The organism is Streptomyces sp. NPDC007991, assembly GCF_042958445.1.
Taxonomy (GTDB): Bacteria; Actinomycetota; Actinomycetes; order Streptomycetales; family Streptomycetaceae; genus Streptomyces.
This window is the reverse complement of sequence record NZ_JBIBJD010000001.1, coordinates 788,137-804,141: the sequence shown is the minus strand read 5'-3', so window position 1 is coordinate 804,141 and position 16,005 is coordinate 788,137. Positions and strand designations below refer to the sequence as shown.

General features: G+C 72.1%; 13 protein-coding genes and 2 pseudogenes. 7 read left to right on the top strand and 8 right to left on the bottom strand.

Annotation, left to right across the window (positions count from 1 at the left end; translation table 11 throughout):
- Positions 1–351 precede the first annotated feature (351 nt).
- The 5 genes and pseudogenes from ACFZDA_RS03460 to ACFZDA_RS03440 form a co-directional block, all read left to right on the top strand.
- A pseudogene (locus tag ACFZDA_RS03460) lies at positions 352–474 on the top strand (transposase); the annotation flags it as partial.
- Positions 472–1,410: an IS630 family transposase gene (locus ACFZDA_RS03455; protein ID WP_391074588.1), complete on the top strand. Its 939-nt coding sequence runs from the start codon at positions 472–474 to the stop codon at positions 1,408–1,410. The pseudogene ACFZDA_RS03460 and the gene ACFZDA_RS03455, both read left to right, overlap by 3 nt.
- A gap of 94 nt (positions 1,411–1,504) precedes the next feature.
- Positions 1,505–2,497: a hypothetical protein gene (locus tag ACFZDA_RS03450; protein ID WP_391074133.1), complete on the top strand. Its 993-nt coding sequence runs from the start codon at positions 1,505–1,507 to the stop codon at positions 2,495–2,497.
- A 338-nt stretch (positions 2,498–2,835) separates the two neighbouring features.
- Positions 2,836–3,237 (top strand): annotated as a pseudogene (locus tag ACFZDA_RS03445) (aldo/keto reductase); the annotation flags it as partial.
- Positions 3,238–3,395: 158 nt separating this feature from the next.
- On the top strand, positions 3,396–3,656 hold the full coding sequence (locus tag ACFZDA_RS03440) for a GlsB/YeaQ/YmgE family stress response membrane protein (protein WP_391074130.1): 261 nt from the start codon (positions 3,396–3,398) through the stop codon (positions 3,654–3,656).
- 124 nt (positions 3,657–3,780) lie between these two features.
- Here the strand turns inward: ACFZDA_RS03440 and ACFZDA_RS03435 are convergent, their stop codons facing one another.
- The 5 genes from ACFZDA_RS03435 to ACFZDA_RS03415 form a co-directional block, all read right to left on the bottom strand.
- Positions 3,781–5,721, bottom strand: a complete 1,941-nt coding sequence (locus tag ACFZDA_RS03435) for an SWIM zinc finger family protein (protein WP_391074127.1) — start codon at positions 5,719–5,721, stop codon at positions 3,781–3,783.
- Positions 5,722–6,347: 626 nt separating this feature from the next.
- The gene (locus ACFZDA_RS03430) at positions 6,348–9,197 is read right to left on the bottom strand and encodes an SNF2-related protein (protein ID WP_391074123.1); all 2,850 of its coding nucleotides are present in this window, start codon (positions 9,195–9,197) and stop codon (positions 6,348–6,350) included.
- Between the two features lie 106 nt (positions 9,198–9,303).
- Positions 9,304–9,885, bottom strand: coding sequence for a sugar kinase (locus ACFZDA_RS03425; RefSeq protein WP_391074120.1), 582 nt, complete (start codon positions 9,883–9,885; stop codon positions 9,304–9,306).
- Complete coding sequence (locus ACFZDA_RS03420) at positions 9,882–11,030, bottom strand: ROK family glucokinase (RefSeq protein WP_391074117.1); 1,149 nt, start codon at positions 11,028–11,030, stop codon at positions 9,882–9,884. The genes ACFZDA_RS03425 and ACFZDA_RS03420 overlap by 4 nt, the downstream gene beginning before the upstream one ends.
- A gap of 123 nt (positions 11,031–11,153) precedes the next feature.
- Positions 11,154–11,891, bottom strand: coding sequence for a UTRA domain-containing protein (locus ACFZDA_RS03415; protein ID WP_391074586.1), 738 nt, complete (start codon positions 11,889–11,891; stop codon positions 11,154–11,156).
- Between the two features lie 128 nt (positions 11,892–12,019).
- Here ACFZDA_RS03415 and ACFZDA_RS03410 point away from each other — a divergent pair, with 128 nt between their 5' ends.
- Entirely contained in the window at positions 12,020–13,042 is a 1,023-nt protein-coding gene (locus ACFZDA_RS03410) for a Gfo/Idh/MocA family oxidoreductase (protein WP_391074584.1), read from the top strand.
- A 19-nt stretch (positions 13,043–13,061) separates the two neighbouring features.
- On the opposite strand, the gene ACFZDA_RS03405 is transcribed toward ACFZDA_RS03410, so the two are convergent.
- On the bottom strand, positions 13,062–13,739 hold the full coding sequence (locus ACFZDA_RS03405; protein ID WP_391074114.1) for a response regulator: 678 nt from the start codon (positions 13,737–13,739) through the stop codon (positions 13,062–13,064).
- A 98-nt stretch (positions 13,740–13,837) separates the two neighbouring features.
- On the bottom strand, positions 13,838–15,112 hold the full coding sequence (locus ACFZDA_RS03400; RefSeq protein WP_391074111.1) for a histidine kinase: 1,275 nt from the start codon (positions 15,110–15,112) through the stop codon (positions 13,838–13,840).
- Positions 15,113–15,293: 181 nt separating this feature from the next.
- Between ACFZDA_RS03400 and ACFZDA_RS03395 the strand changes: the two genes are divergently transcribed.
- Positions 15,294–15,494 carry a hypothetical protein gene (locus ACFZDA_RS03395; RefSeq protein WP_391074108.1) on the top strand — a complete coding sequence of 67 codons (201 nt, stop codon included), beginning with the start codon at positions 15,294–15,296 and terminating at the stop codon, positions 15,492–15,494.
- A gap of 48 nt (positions 15,495–15,542) precedes the next feature.
- On the opposite strand, the gene ACFZDA_RS03390 is transcribed toward ACFZDA_RS03395, so the two are convergent.
- Positions 15,543–15,938: a ribonuclease domain-containing protein gene (locus ACFZDA_RS03390; protein WP_391074105.1), complete on the bottom strand. Its 396-nt coding sequence runs from the start codon at positions 15,936–15,938 to the stop codon at positions 15,543–15,545.
- Positions 15,939–16,005: the final 67 nt, after the last annotated feature.

Genomic DNA, 16,005 nt, shown 5'->3' with positions numbered 1-16,005 from the left:
CTGCGTCCAGGTGTGCCGCACTGTGCCGCACCTGATCCCTCAATCCCTCGGTGGCCTGTCCGTCGCGGGCCGCAGCGCGTCTGCCACGAGATCCAGCAGCCGTTCCGTCAGTTCCGGGCTGTTGCCGGCCGTCGTCGACATGAATACTCCGAGAAGCATCATGGTGGCTTCCTCCGGTTCCACGTCCGCCCGGAGGGAGCCGGTTTTTCGCACCGGCGTCGAGGATCTCACCGATCGCCGAAGTGATCCGTTCCCGGGTGGCCGGTGTCGCGATGGTGCCGCGCTTACTGACCTTCAAAGCGTGGTGTCGTAGGGGCTGACGCCTCATGATCCCTGCGGTACGCCGACCGTATGAGGTATACGCAAGGGGGCGGACTGACCGACGAACGGCGGGCCTTCCGCGAGAAGTTGAGGATGGAGGCGGCCGAGCGGTTCAGGCAGGGCGACGAGAACCCAGTCATCGCTCACGATCTGCGGGTCAGCGTCCGGTCAGTTCAGCGGTGGCGCAGAGCCTGGTCGCAGAACGGGTCCCGGGCCCTGGCCTCCAAGGGGCCGGCATCGCTGCCGCTGCTCAGTGACGAACTGTTCCCCGTGCTCGAGCGGGAGCTGGCCAAGGGGCCGGTGGCACACGGCTGGCCGGACCAGACTTGGACCCTGTCGCGGATCAAGACGCTGATCGGGCGCCGCTTCCACAAGAGCTACACCGTGCAAGGGGTGGCCGCCCTGCTCAAGCGGCACGGCTGGAGCTGCCAGGTCCCTGCCCGGCGGGCGATCGAGCGGGACGAGAACCTGGTGGCGGGTGAAGGAGACCTGGCCAAGCGTGGAAGGACCGTGGCGGCGCTCGACGCCTGGCTTGTCTTCGAGGACGAGGCCGGATTCTCGATGACGCCGCCGACCACCCGCAGCTGGTCCCGCCGCGGCCACACCCCGGTGATCCGCGTGCGGGGCCGCTCCCGCCGCCGCTTATCGGTGGCCGCCCTGGCCTGCTACAAGGCCGGCAAACCCTCGCGGCTGATCTACCGGGCCTGCCCGGACGCCCGGCCTGACGGGCGCAGAAGCTTCTCCTGGGAGGACTACCGCGACCTGATCCAGACCGCCCACCGGCAGCTCGGCGGCCCGATCGTGCTGGTCTGGGACAATCTCAACACCCACCTGACGGCCGGCATGCGCCGCTACATCGCTGACCGCGACTGGCTCACCGTCTTTCAACTGCCGCCCTACACACCTGACCTCAATTTGGTCGAAGGCATCTGGTCCGTCCTGCGACGCACCGCCACAGGCAACCGCGCCTTCGCCGACCCCGACGACCTCATCACCGCTGTCCGGCACGGCCTTCACCAACTCCAGTACCGCCCCGACGTCCTAGACGGCTGCCTCACGGGCACCGGACTCCGACGCCAGCCTCCATGACAACATCACGCATTCAAGGTCAGTAGCGACAGACGGTGCCCAAGCAGCCGCTCATGTGGGAGGCGAAGCAAGTGCCATGGAATGATGCGTCGTTGTGACTACCAACCAAGCCACGTCACGATCACGCTTTGACCAACTCACCCATGATCTGCACCGCCTGGGTGTGAACCGTCGGCCTTCAGGGCGTGTGCGAGTTGCGATCCACCGCCGCGCCCAACTGAAAGGCTGGTTTCTCCAGGTCACAATATCTATCACACTGGCTCTTACAATTTCGATCGTCTTGATTCAATTTATTGACGCCCCCACGCGTGAAGAAGTAACACGGATGAACGAAATGTTCCCTAAATACAAGCCCTCGGAAAGGGAAATCGAGTTCTGGACGACATTTCCGGATTGGCCCATGATTCCAATCCTGACCGCGTTCTTCATGCTTGCAACAGGTGAAATGTCGAAAAAATTGCGAGGAGGACACCCTTGGTTCATCAAAAACATCGACTCCTTTAGGGCTGCACGCCGCTATGCGCCCGTGATGGTAATCACAGACGCCATATCCGCTTGCGCGGACGCCTACGGGTCAGATCGCGAAGACAGGGCACCTGCTCTCCGCCAGGTGTCACGCCGTCTCGGCGCTGTCACTCGTTCACTGCGAACGGCCTATAAACACCGCAGCTCGGTCCCCCGCCGTTCTCACCGTCGCAAAATTCTGGATAGTCATGCCCGGCAAGTGATTGCGGCTATTCGCAAGTCTGAAGAGCGGCTGGACCGCGATCCACAAGCTGCCCTCCAAGAATTAGGTGGCATTCTATTAACTATTTCTGATCGCTACTGCGAGGCTCGTGTCGGTGCCCTACTAGACAATGAGCAGATCGAGGGGGCGCAACCCGGCCATGATTACGAGTGGCTGAGGATCGTCGCATGGGCAGCGCTTTCCGCTGGGGCTGTGATTTCCATTTCGAAGTTGGACCTTTCTGAAGGGCCCGAGTCTATCGTGACGATCTTCGCAGTTCTCGCTATTATGGCAATCATCTGGAACCGAAAGGTACGTCAAGCCTTCGACCTGTTGAATATCGTCACCGGCGGGCCCTGAGATTGTATAAATCTCCTGCTCTGCGTCCCGCACCTGCGCGCGGCCACCCCCAGCCCAATGTCTTTCCTCCAGCCTCGCGGAAGGCCCGCCGTTCGTCGGTCAGTCCACCCCCTTGCGTATACCTACGGTCGGCATACCGCAGGGATCATGAGGCGTCAGCCCCTACGACACCACGCTTTGAAGGTCAGTAGCCGCGAAAAACGCACTCGCCCAGCGCGTCACGGGTGGGGAAGTGACGGTAGAGCGTCGAGGGTGGCCTTGCCGTCGGTCGCGGTGAAGGCGTCGCGGGCGACGGTGAGCAGCCGTTCGCGGTTGCGCCGCGCATCGACACGGACCGGGGACTGCGCCGGGCCCTCCCGGCCGGCATCGCCTGCGTGCAGAACGCCTACCGTCTGGTGACGCGCGACGACGAGCACATGGCGCGGCTCTTCCTCGCCGAGGGCATCGCCTGGGTGCCGTACTTCCCGCTCGGCGGCGCCGCCGCGGGCCTGCCGAAGGTCACCGACGAGCCCGCCGTCATCGCCGCGGCGCGGGCACTGGGCGTCTCCCCCGCACAGCTCAGCCTGGCCTGGCTGCTCCACCACACGCCCCACACGCTCCTCATCCCCGGCACCGCCGACGCGGAGCACCTGCGGGCGAACGTCGACGCGGGCGCGATGCAACTCGACGCGGCGACGGTCGACTCCGTCCCCACGCACTCCGGCACCATCGAGGCCGACCGACTGCGCAACACGCCGTGACACTTCCGCCGGCGATATGACCCGTGCCCGGATCCGCGCCGAGTCGTGGATCACCACGTTCCGGGTGGACGGGCTGCCCTGGCGCGACACGCTTATGGCGGGCTTGGGCGGGAACACGGAGTCATGCCCGAAAAGGGCAACGAATGGAAGGAGTTGTCGTGTCGTTTCTGTGGGCGATCATCGCCGGGCTCGTCATCGGTCTGCTGGCCAAGCTCGTTGTTCCCGGACGTCAGCCCATCCCCCTGTGGCTGACGGTCCTGATGGGCATCGTCGGCGCCGTCGCCGGCAATGCGCTCGCCACCGCGTTCGGCGTGCGCGACACCGGCGGTATCGACTGGATCCGCCACGTCTTCCAGGTCGGCATCGCCGCCGTCCTCATCGCATTCGTCACCCCGCTGTGGGCCCGGCGACGCGCCTGACCGCGCCGGGGCACTGTGGTCGAGTCCGGTCGGTGTCCGGGCCTGACGAGGCGACGGCCCGCGGGTGCGCCCCAACGCTCGTGCCATGCGCGGGCGTTCGCCGGCACTCTGCCGCTCGGGCCCGTCAGAGGTCGCTCGGTATGCCCAGGCCCGTCAGGGCTCCGACCGGGTCGAGGTCGGGGGTGCCTCGGGGCCACCAGTCCTCGTGGCCCGGCTCGGACTCGTAGGCGTACCACAGGCCGTCGCGTCCCAGGCGGAGCTGGACATGGCCCTGGGGATGGGTGAGGTGGTTGCGCCAGGGGCGGAAGGCGGGCAGGTCGGCGGCGAGGAGCAGCGGACGGGCCCGGTCGAACCGGCCGGCCGGCGGATCCCACGGCTCCTCCAGTACGGCGAGGCCCTCCGGCCCGCCCTGGCGCCAGGCGGCGACCGCGCGGGCCAGGTCGGACGGGGTGCGGCCCGCCGCGGAGGCGAGGGAGGAGTAGAGAGCCCGGGTGCCCGCGGTGAGCCCCGAGCCGGGGCGGGCCGCGGCCAGGCGGACCGCGTCCTCCCAGAGCGTCAGCTGTCCGACCGGGTCACGGCCCGTCGTGAGCAGGGCGTGGGCCCGCGCGGCCGCGTCCGTGGCCAGTTGGTCCAGCGCGAACGGGTCCGGGCCGCCGGGGGCCGCCGGGTAGGCCGGGGGCTGCTCGGGGTGCGGGGGCGGAGGCAGCGGCGCCGGCAGGGGCGGGAGGGTGCGAGGGGTGACGACGTCACCGGCCCGCACGCCGGGGAGCCGCGCCGGTCCTCTGTCCTGGGCGGCGCGCGCCGCACGGGTCGCGCTCAGCCGGGACAACGCGTCGAGCAGCTCGCGTTCACCCCGGCCGCGCAGCAGGAGCAGGACGAAGGGGTCGGCGTCGAGGAGCCGCGCGGTCTGGTAGCAGAGGGCGGCGGCGTGCTTGCAGGGGTGGCCACGGTCGGGGCAGCTGCACCGCGGCTCCAGATCGCCCGGGCCCGGCAGCAGGGGCACGCCGCAGTCCGCGAGGGACTGGGGCATCTCCTTGTCGAGGAGTGCCGCGATGTGCCCGGGCCGGTCGGCGGCGGCGTCCAGGAAGCGCTCCCAGTCGGAGTCGTCGAGTGTGCGCAGCCGTACCTGCACGCGGTACGGGCGCGGACGGCTGCCCCGCACGTACGCCAGCACCAGGCCGGGCGTCACGGTGATGGCGTCGACATGCCCCTGTCCGGCGTAACCCCGCCCGCGCTCCAGCCGCTTGGCGTCCAGCGCGCCCTGCTCCAGCGCGGCGACCCATGCGTTGCCCCACCAGCTCTCGGCGAAGCCCTTGCCGTCCCCGCCTTCCCGGGGCGGGAACGCGGGGAAGGTACGGCGGAGCTCGGTGTCGCGGTCGGGGGCGGCCATGGACTGAGGGATCCGAGGTGTCTCGGGGCGGGTGGTTGCGGAAGTGGTGGTGGGGGTGGGCTCGGTGGGGCTTCGCCTGTGCGTGTGCGGCGAGTCGGGCATGCCCAGGGACGAGCGCTCCTGGGTGGCTTTGCCAGGACTCTCGGGTGCCGCGTCCAACTCGTCCGTGTCCGCGGGCATTCGGAAGGCGTCGGCCAGCAACTTCCGTACGTCCCGCACTCCCCCGCCGGCAGCGAACCCGCCGGTCTGCCGACCGGCCCTGGGCCGCGCGTCCCCACGGCTGCGCCGCGACCGGCGTCCCGCACTCTCGGCCTCCTCCCGGGCCCGCCGCGCGTCCTGCCGCGCCGCGCGCAGTGCCTCACGCGCGACGTCCGCCGCGCGCGGCCCCGGGCCTGTGTCGTCACCGGCGGCCGGGGTGTCCGCCGGTGCGGCGGAGGGCTGGTCCTGCGCGGCAGCGGGAGCATGGGCGGAGGTGATCCGGGCCGGGGACTCCCCCGGGGGTCGGGAACGGTCCGGCCCTGCGTGGGCGCCGGAGCCGTCCGGCCGGTCCGGGGCACCGGAGCCGTCCGGCTCACCCAGGGCGCCGGGCTCCTCCGACCGGCCCGGGGCGCCGGAACCCTCCGATCCACTCGCGGTGACGTCATCCGGACGGCCCGAAGCACCAGAACCCCCCAATCCACCAGGGGCACCGGCATCATCCGGACAGTCCGACGCACCAGAATGGCCCGCCGCACCGGAACCGCCCGACCCACCCAAGGCGCCAGAACCCTCCGACCAGCCCAGAGCATGGGAAGCGCCCGAATCACCCGAGGTGCCGGGACCCTGCACCCCACCCCGGCCGTCGACACCGTCTGACCCGGTCGAGGCGCCGGACCCCTCCGGCCCGCCCCGGGCACCGGCCCCGTCCACTACGTCCGGCTCACCGGAGACACCGGAGGAGACACCGGAAACGCCCGACCCACCGGCGGCGGCACCAGAGCCGTCCGGCCCACCGGCACCAGCGCCCCTCGCCCCGCCCGCCTCACCGGCCCCCTCCCCGGCCGGCCCCGCTCTGCCCACCGAGGTACCCGGCATCTCGCCGCCTCCCGCCGCGCCCGCGTCGCTCGCCGGTTCCTCGGCACGGCGGTGTTCGGAGATCGCCCTGCGCAGTGCCTCGCGGGCCGCGTCTGCCGGGCGGGGTGTCTCCTCCTGGCCGGTGGGCCGCTCGGCCGGTTGGGGAGCGGAGGGCGTGTCCGGGGGGCGGTGTGCCTGTGCCCGGGCCGCTCGTAGGGCCCGGCGGGCCTCGTCGGCCGGGCTGGGCGTCATGGTGTCCTCCGCAGGGAGACCAGGTCGGACAGCTCACGGTCCGTCAGTTCGGTGAGGGCCGACTCTCCGGAGCCGAGGATCGCGTCGGCGAGGGCGCGCTTGGCCTGGAGCATCTCGGCGATGCGATCCTCGATCGTGCCCTCGGTGATGAGCCGGTGGACCTGGACGGGCTGGGTCTGGCCGATGCGGTAGGCGCGGTCGGTGGCCTGTTCCTCGACGGCCGGGTTCCACCAGCGGTCGAAGTGCACGACGTGACCCGCGCGGGTGAGGTTGAGGCCGGTGCCCGCCGCCTTGAGGGACAGCACCAGGACCGGGGTCGAGCCGGCCTGGAAGCGGTCGACCATGCGCTCCCGCTCCGGTACCGGTGTGCCGCCGTGGAGGAGGTCGACCGGGACCGCGCGGGTGGCCAGGTGGGAGGTGATGAGTCGGGCCATCCCGACGTACTGGGTGAAGACCAGGGCGGATCCGTCCTCGGCGAGCAGCGTGTCCAGCAGCTCGTCCAGCAGGGCGAGTTTGCCGGAGCGGGCGGCGAGCCGGTCGCCGCCGGCCCGGGCGGGCTCCTCCTTCAGGTACAGCGCCGGGTGGTCGCAGATCTGCTTCAGCGACGTCAGGAGCTTCAGCACCAGGCCCCGGCGTGCCATGCCCTCGGCGGTCTCGATGGCGAGCAACGACTCGCGCACCACCGCCTCGTACAGCGCGCCCTGTTCACGGGTGAGCGGCACCGGGTGGTCGGTCTCCGTCTTGGGCGGCAGCTCGGGCACGATGCCCGGGTCGGACTTCTTCCGGCGCAGCAGGAACGGCCGGACCAGACGGGCCAGGCGCTCCACCGCCTCCTCGTCCTCGCCGTTCTCCACGGCCCGGGCGTGCCGGGCGCGGAAGGACTTCAGCGGGCCGAGGAGACCCGGGGTGGTCCAGTCGAGCAGCGCCCACAGCTCCGAGAGGTTGTTCTCGACGGGTGTGCCGGTCAGGGCCACGCGCGCGGGGGACGGGATCGTGCGCAGCGCCTTGGCCGTGGCCGAGTAGGGGTTCTTGACGTGCTGCGCCTCGTCGGCGACGACCATGCCCCACGCCTGCCCGGCCAGGACGGGGGCGGCGGAGCGCATCGTGCCGTAGGTGGTGAGGACGAAGCCGCCGTCCATGTCGTCCAGGCTGCGGTCCTGGCCGTGGAAGCGGCGGACGGGGACGCCGGGGGCGAAGCGGGTGATCTCCCGCTGCCAGTTGCCCAGCAGCGAGGCGGGGCAGACCACCAGGGTCGGTTCGCGGCGGGCCCGCTTCAGGTGCAGGGCGATGAGCGTGACGGTCTTGCCGAGGCCCATGTCGTCGGCGAGGCAGCCGCCGAGGCCGAGGGAGGTCATCAGGTCGAGCCAGGCCAGGCCCCGCAGCTGGTAGTCGCGCAGCGTGGCGTGCAGGCCGGGCGGCGGTGCGGCCGGGCGCACTCCCGCGGTGAGGCGGTCGCGCAGGGTGGCCAGCGCGCCCGCCGGTACGGCCTCGACCGTCTCGCCGTCCACGTCGGCGGTGCCGGTGAGGGCGACGGACAGCGCGTCGACCGGGTCGAGCAGCCCCAGGTCCCGCTTGCGGGCCTTGCGGACGAGGGCCGGGTCGACCAGCACCCACTGGTCGCGCAGCCGGACGACCGGGCGGTGGGCCTCGGCGAGGGCGTCCATCTCGCTCTCGGTGAGGGGGTCGCCGCCGAGTGCCAGCTGCCAGCGGAACTGGAGCAGGTCCTCGCTCTCGAAGAAGCCGGTGCCGTCGGTCGCCGAGCCGGGGGCCGGCCGGACCACCGCGGCGGCCGAGAGGTCCTGGGCCAGGTCACGGGGCCAGTGCACGGCGACACCGGCCGCGGCGAGCCGGGTGGCCGCGACTCCGAGCAGGTCGCTCAGCTCCTCCTCGGTCAGGGCCAGCACGTCGGGAACGTCCTGGTCGGCGAGCCGGTCGAGCGGAGGCCAGACGCGGGCCGCGCGGCGGACGGCGAGAGCCGCGTCCACCCGGGCGCGTGGGCCGAAGGCGTCGTCCGCCTCGCCCGCCCACAGCGCCGCCGCGTCGGCGACGAGGGTGGGGTCGGCGAGGCTGTGCACCTGGACGACCGCGGCGCCGGCGCTGCGGGCGCCGCCGTCGAAGGCGTCGTCGAACAGGTCGTACGCCGAGAGGTCCAGCCGGAGTGAGATCCGCACGCCGGCGTCCATGCCGGCGGCGACCTCGGCGGCCCAGTCGTGGGCCGCCGGCAGGTGCTGGGCGTCGCGGGCCGCGAAGGGCCTGCCGGTGGCGTGGGGTGCGGCCGGGGTGCGCGGCAGGGTGTCGGCGACCGCGTCCAGGAAGGCGCGCACCAGCGCTTCCGGTTCGGGGAGGCGGATCGGGCCCGGGCCGGTCAGCGGGACGGCGTGTCCCTCGTAGGGCAGGGCGGCGGCGACCGCGCGCAGGTGCGCGATGTCGTCCGGGTCCAGCGGGCCGGCGCGCCAGGCGTCGTGACCCGCGGGGGTCAGGCCGGGCAGCAGCCGGCCGCGCGCGGTCAGCCGCAGGGCGTGCAGGGCGGCGGCGCCCCAGCAGGCGGTGGCGGGGTGGGCCGCGGGGTCGTGCCGGGCGCGCACCAGGAGCGGCAAGGCCTCGTCCAGCGGGAGGGTCAGCGCCGGGGTGGTCCGCCGCCGGATCGCGGCGCCGTGCCGTCGAACGACCGTGAGCTCGGTGTCCTCCGCGAGTTCGGTGACCTCGGCGGGCAGGGGCTCGCCCGCGGGGTCCCAGAAGGCGATGCGTCCGTCGCGCGGGAGGGGGGCGGGCAGGAAGACGGCCGGGAGCCGGACCGGGACCGTCGCGTCCCCCGGCCGCTCGGCCACCGCAGCCATGTCACCCATACGTCCTGTCACCTCCCGCCCGCGTGTCGGATCAGTTGTCTCCGACTCTACGGGCGGGGTCTGACAACCGGCCCCGGCGGCCGGGCCGCCCGAGCCGGGCCGCGGGTCAGGGCACGGTCCGGGAGACGACGTACACCCAGGGGTACGCCGGGTTGGACAGGTCCACCACCACGTCGTGCGTGGGTGCGGGGTTCTTCTGGCGATGGACGAAGCCGTACCACCCGTCGCCCCCGGGGAACTTCCAACCGGTGATCTTGCGGTCGCGGGCGCCGATGGTGATGTGGTCCTTCTCCAGGTCGGCCCGGGTCACGCCCAGGCCCGTGAGATAGGCGTCCAGACCGGCCGCGTTGGTCTCGAACTGGGCGTACAGGCGGCTGGTCTTCCAGTTGTTGGTCTCGTAGTACGCCACGTGCCAGGCCGGGTGCGGGACGGGCACCTGGTAGATCCGGCGCTGGAGCTTGGAGGGCCAGCCCTCGGTCAGGCCGGTGGCCGAGTACTTCGCCTCCTTGTCCTTGCCGCTGTCCCGGCTCTGGTTCGCGGAGATCACCAGGTAGCCGGCCGGAACGCCGATGAGCAGCACGATGATCAGCAGGGTGAGCGCCCTGCGGCGGATCATGTGGCGGTGGTCCTCGGCCGGGCGTTCCTGCCCGTCCGGCCATGAGCCCTGGTGCGGCAGGGAGGCGGTCACGGCGTCTCCTGGGTACTGCGGAGGGACTGCGCGTAGCGCTCGTAGCGCTCGTAGCGCTCCACGCGGCGGCGCTTGGCGCGCCGGAAGCGGCGGGCGACCAGCCGGGCCAGGTCGGCGGCGCCGACCATGCCGGCCTCGGGGCCGAGCTGGGCCCGGGCGATACGCGCCTCGGGGCGGTAGCCGCGCCCGGTCAGATGCCTGCGGAAGGCGTCCCGCGCGGGGCCGATCAGCAGGTCGTCGGCGGCCGAGACGCCACCGCCGATGACGAAGCAGGAGGGGTCGAGGGCGGCCGCGAGGTTGGCGATGCCGACGCCGAGCCACTGGCCGATGTCCTGGAGCAGCTCGATGCACATGGCGTCGCCCTCGCGGGCCAGCTCGGTGATCATCGGGCCGGTGATGTCGGCGATGTTGCCCTTGACGTGCTCGATGATCCCGTACGCCACCGGCGAGTCGGCCGCGGCCAGCTCGCGCGCCTCGCGGACCAGGGCGTTCCCGGAGCTGTACTGCTCCCAGCAGCCGCGGTTGCCGCACGGGCAGCGATGGCCGCCGGGCACGACCTGCATATGCCCGAACTCGCCGGCGACGCCGTACTTGCCGCGCTTGACCTGCCCGTCCTCCAGGATGGCACCGCCGATGCCGGTGCCCAGCGTGATCATCACGAGGTGGTCCTCGCCGCGGCCGGCGCCGAAGCGCCACTCGGCCCAGGCGGCGGTGTTGGCGTCGTTGTCCACGAGGACCGGTACGGAGAGCCGGCCCGAGAGGCGGTCGCGGAGCGGTTCGTTGCGCCAGGACAGGTGGGGGGCGAACAGCACGCGGTTGCGGTCGGCGTCGACCCAGCCGGCCGCGCCGATGCCGACGGCGTGCACGTCGTGCCGGTCCGAGAGGTCCAGGACCAGCTCGGCGATGGTGTCCTCGACGACCTTGGGGCTCTTGGACTTGTCCGGCGTCTCCGTGCGGACCTTCTCCAGGATGTTGCCGTCGGCGTCGACGACGCCCGCCATCACCTTCGTACCGCCGATGTCGATACCGACCGTCGGTACGCGGGGTGCCGTCAGGTGTGAGCGGCGCTCCCGGGTGCCGACGGTGCGGAGCACGGTGGCACGGCGGGAGCCGATGGGGGCGGTGAAGTCGCGGTAGGTGCTCATCGCCGCCGATTCTGCCTCACGGGGAGGCAGGGTGCGGAGCGGGGGAACAACCCACCGTTGCCGTGTGCGGGTGCTTGGGGGCTGATCGCGCAGTTTCCCGGGCCCCCGGAAAACGCGCCGCCCTCAGGTCCTCACAAGAAGCTGGAACTCGAACGAGTAGCGCGTCGGGCGGTAGGTGTGTGTGCCGTATTCCACCGCGCGGCCCGTGTCGTCGAACGTGACGCGTTGCATGGTGAGCAGTGGGGCCCCTGCCTCTTCCGCGAGGCGTTCCGCCTCCGCCGCCGTCGCGGCGCGGGCGCCGATCGACTGGCGGGCGCTGTGGAGGGTGATGCCCGCCGCGCGCATCAGGCGGTACAGGCCCGTGGTCTCCAGTTGGGCGGTGTCGAGGTCGATGAGGCCTTGGGGCAGGTAGTTGCAGAGGTAGGCCATGGGCTCGCCGTGGGCGAGGCGGAGGCGTTCCACGCGGTGGACGTCGCTGTCCTCGGCGACGCCCAGTGCTGCGGCGACCTCGGCGGAGGCGGGGACGAGGGTGTTGACGAGGACCTTGGTGGCCGGGCGCTGGCCCGCCGCCTCCAGGTCGTCGTAGAGGCTGCTGAGCTCCAGCGGGCGCTTGACCTGGCTGTGCACGACCTGGGTGCCCACGCCGCGGCGGCGGACGAGGAGGCCCTTGTCGACGAGCGACTGGATGGCCTGGCGGACGGTCGGCCGGGACAGGCCGAGCCGGGCGGCGAGTTCGATCTCGTTGCCCAGCAGGCTGCCGGGGGTCAGCGTGCCGTGCTCGATAGCGGCCTCCAGCTGCTGGGACAGCTGGAAGTACAACGGCACGGGAGAGCTGCGGTCCACACTCAGCTCGAGCTGCACGGTCGGGTCCACTTCTGGTTTCGGCACGGGCCGAGCGTAGCTCTGTGCGTTGTTGACGGGAAGTTGTGTAGTCAGATTGTCCGGACATGCAGATTGACAGGGGCGGGCTGTGCACGCACTTTGTTTCCATGCGCATCGGCGTCATCGGTACGGGCCGCATCGGCAGGATCCACGCGAACACGCTCAGCCGGCACCGCGACGTGGGCTCCCTGATCCTCACGGACGCGGATGTCTCGCGGGCCCAGGAACTGGCGCACCGGCTGGGTGAGACGGCCGCGCCGGGCGTGGAGGAGATCTTCCGCTGGGGGGTCGACGCCGTGGTGATCACGACGGCGACGTCGGCCCACGCCGAACTGATCGGTCGGGCAGCACGCTCGGGCCTGCCGGTGTTCTGCGAGAAGCCCATCGCGCTGGATCTGCCGGGGACCCTGAGCGCGATCGCCGAGGTGGAGACGGCCGGGACGGTGCTCCAGATGGGCTTCCAGCGCCGCTTCGACGCGGGCTACCGGGGCGCCCGGGAGGCCGTGCGCTCCGGCAGGCTGGGGCGGCTGCACACCGTGCGGGCGCTGACCAGTGACCAGACGCCGCCGCCCGCGGCGTGGCTGCCGCTGTCCGGCGGGCTGTACCGGGACACGCTGATCCACGACTTCGACGTACTGCGCTGGGTGACGGGCCGGGAGGTGGCGGACGTCTACGCCGCCGGGTCGGACGCCGGTCCCGCGATGTTCCGCGAGGCGGGCGACGTCGACACCGGTGCCGCGCTCCTCACCCTCGACGACGGCACGCTCGCCACGGTCACCGGCGCCCGGCTGAACGGGGCCGGTTACGACGTGCGCATGGAGCTGGCCGGGGAGCTGGACCAGATCGTGGTCGGCCTGGACGACCGTACGCCGATCGCGTCCACCGAGCCGACCGGGCCGCCCGCCGCGGACAAGCCCTGGACCGGCTTCCTGGAGCGTTTCGGCCCTGCCTACGAGGCGGAGCTGAACGCGTTCGTCGAGGTCGTGCGGGGCGAGCGGGCCAACCCCTGCGACGGGCGCGAGGCCCTTCAGGCGCTGCGCGTCGCGGAGGCGTGCGAGGTGTCGCGCCGGGAGCGCAGGCCGGTGCATCTCGCGGAGATCCCCGGCGGGACCGCCTCCGCCTTCGGGTGACGGCGGGCCGGCAGGCCGGTCAGTGTCCCTCCTGTTCCTCCTCCAGGAGGCCGGCGTCGTACGCCAGCAGCGCGATCTGCACGCGGTTGTTGAGGTCGAGCTTGGCCAGGATGCGGGAGACGTGCGTCTTGACCGTGGCGACGCTCATGAAGAGGCCGGTGGCGATCTCGGCGTTGGACAGGCCCCGGCCGACCGCGACGGCGACCTCGCGCTCGCGGTCGTTGAGGGCGCCCATGCGTTCACGCGCACGTGCCCGGCGGGTGTCGGCGGCGGTGCCGACCGCGTGCCGCATCAGCTGCCGGGTGACGGTGGGCGACAGGACCGGGTCGCCGGCCGCGACCCGGCGTACCGCCGCGAGGATCTCGGCCGGCGGGGTGTCCTTGAGGACGAATCCGGCGGCGCCCGCGCGCAGCGCCCGCAGGACCTGTTCGTCGGCGTGGAAGGTGGTGAGGACCACCACCTGCGGGGCGTCCTTGCGGGCGCGCAGCAGCTCCGTGGCCGTGAGGCCGTCCACCGTCGGCATCCGGATGTCCATGAGCACGACGTCCGGGCGGGTGCGGTCCACGAGTGCCTCCACCTCGCCGCCGTCGGCCGCCTCGCCGACGATCTCGATGTCGCCGGCTCCGCCCATCATGAGGGACAGCCCGGCCCGCACCAGCGGATCGTCGTCGACGAGGAGCAGTCTGATCGCAGTCATGGACTTACGTAATCACGGTCGGGGCGGATGTGGGACGCGGACGCCAACGCCTGGTGAGCGGTGGTGAGTTGACGGGCCGCAGGCGGCCGGGCCGCGTCTCAGCCCCACGGCAGCCACGCCCGTACCTCGAACCCGCCCTCCGGCGTGTGGCCGTGCTCCAGGCGGCCGCCGGCCAGGGTCGCTCGTTCCGTGAGGCCGATGAGGCCCTGGCCGGAGCCGGGGACGTGCGGTACCTCGCCCTCGGGGGCCGGATTGTGCACGGAGACCGTGAGTCCGCTGCCCGGCGCGCCGGTGACGGTCACCGTGACCTCCGTGCCGGGCGCGTGCTTGCGGGCGTTGGTCAGGCCCTCCTGGGCGATCCGGTACGCGGTGCGGCCGACGGAGGGCGGGACGGCGGCGGCGTCGTCGACCCGATGGCCGAGGGCCACCTTCATGCCGGCCGCCCGCGACTCGGCGACCAGCGTGTCCAGCGCCGCCAGCGTCGGCTGCGGCCGCCCCGTGTCGTCCGGCTCCCCCGCCCGCAGGACGCCGATGATCTCGCGCAGGTCCTGGAGGGCCTCGTGCGCGCTCTCCCGGATCACACCCGCCGCCCGCGCCGTCTCGGCCCAGGGCGCGTCGGGCCGGAACTCCAGGGCGCCCGCGTGCACGCTCAGCAGGGTCAGCCGGTGCGCGAGCACGTCGTGCATCTCCCGCGCGATGGCCTCACGGGCGAGCCGCTGCGCCTGCTCGGCCCGCAGCCGCGCCTCCGTCTCGGCCCGCCGGGCCCGGTCCCTGAGACTCACCATGAGCTGCCGCTTGGACCGTACGAACATGCCCCAGCCGACGGTCGCCACGGTGAGCAGCACGGCGAACGGCACACTCACCAGGTAGGGGAGGTCCGGGTCCGGGCGCACCCAGTAGTACAGCGGGACCATGGCCGCGTTGACGCCCCCCACCCAGGCCACGTACCGGAAGGGGCGGTGCACGGCGAGGGTGAACAGGGCGATCAGCCCCGCCCCGCCCGCCGTGTCCGAGACGAAGGTGACGGCGGTCATCGCCACGGCCAGCCCCAGCGGCCAGCGGCGGCGCAGCCAGACGGCCGCGCAGGCCAGCGCCCCGATCAACTGGTCCACGACGGCCAGCCCTTCCGGGACATGGCGGTTGTGGCTGAGCGCGTCCGCGGCGAGCGCGCCCACGAGCACGGCCAGCAGGAAGCAGGAGAAGTCGACGACCCAGTCGCGGGCGGTACGCCGGGGCCGTCGCCCGGCCCGTGCGGCGTCGGGGTCGAGTTCGTGCAGCAGAGCGGAGGGGATGAACCATCTGCGCCCGGTGAACAGCGCGGGTGTCCCGCCCGTCGGCACCGGCGGGGCCTGCCCCGCGTTGTCACCACTCACGGTCGACAAATCTACGCAGGACAGGGCCTCTTCACCGCGCCCCGGCCGGAATCGTCGACCAAAGTCACCGCGGCGCGGACTTTCGACGGGGCCTACCTGGTCCGGACGGGGACTTCCGTCCGACGCGGGCTCGCCCCGCGGCCGATGTGCGTGGGGGGTGCGCGGGGCGAGGCTGTCGTCCATGAAGCAGGTGCTGGAGATTCTCGGCTTCCTCGCCCTCGTACAGGGCGTGGCGGGCCTGGTACACGAGTTCACCGACTGGAACTGGGGCGTCGTGCAGCGACTGGGGTTCCTCGACGGCTACGAGATCTACGCGAGCGTCGCCCTGCTGGTGCTGGGCGTCGCCCTGTTCGCGGCGGCCGGGAGCCGGAAGTCCGTCTGAGCACCCGGGCGGACTTCCGGCCGGCGTTCGCGCGGGTGGCCGCCCGGCTCAGCAGCCGTAGTCGACCAGGTCGAACGACTCGTAGTGGTCGGCCGTGTAGTAGTCCTCCCGGTTCTCCTCACCGGTGACGATGCGCCGCGCACCGCGCGTGGAGGAGCCCGGGGTGATGACCGTGTACTCGTGGTAGTAGCCGGTCGACTGGCTCGGCAGGATGCCTTCCCGGTTCTGGAAGACGGTGCCGTCCTGCTCGAACGGGAAGGGCCCGCCCTGTTCGATCAGGTCGAGCGTGTCGTGGGCCTGGGACGGCAGGTCGCCGTAACAGATGGTGCCGACGGCGGTGGGGGCCGCGTCGGCCGTGGTGGCGGAGACGGTACCGCCGACGAGGAGGGCGGACACAAGGGCGGCTGCTGCGCCGAGCCGTGAGGCGCGTGGGGGGAAATTCATGCGCCCATGATGACGCGCGTAGACAGTGGCATGTCAATGACAAGCTCGCAGATTTTCCCTTCAAGTC

What these genes read in the sequence shown, in the direction of transcription:
- ACFZDA_RS03405 (WP_391074114.1), bottom strand. Translation starts at nt 13,739, where the DNA reads ATGACTGCGATCAGACTGCTCCTCGTCGACGACGATCCGCTGGTGCGG.
- ACFZDA_RS03390 (WP_391074105.1), bottom strand. Translation starts at nt 15,938, where the DNA reads ATGAATTTCCCCCCACGCGCCTCACGGCTCGGCGCAGCAGCCGCCCTT.
- ACFZDA_RS03395 (WP_391074108.1), top strand. Translation starts at nt 15,294, where the DNA reads ATGAAGCAGGTGCTGGAGATTCTCGGCTTCCTCGCCCTCGTACAGGGC.
- ACFZDA_RS03420 (WP_391074117.1), bottom strand. Translation starts at nt 11,030, where the DNA reads ATGAGCACCTACCGCGACTTCACCGCCCCCATCGGCTCCCGCCGTGCC.
- ACFZDA_RS03410 (WP_391074584.1), top strand. Translation starts at nt 12,020, where the DNA reads ATGCGCATCGGCGTCATCGGTACGGGCCGCATCGGCAGGATCCACGCG.
- ACFZDA_RS03430 (WP_391074123.1), bottom strand. Translation starts at nt 9,197, where the DNA reads ATGGGTGACATGGCTGCGGTGGCCGAGCGGCCGGGGGACGCGACGGTC.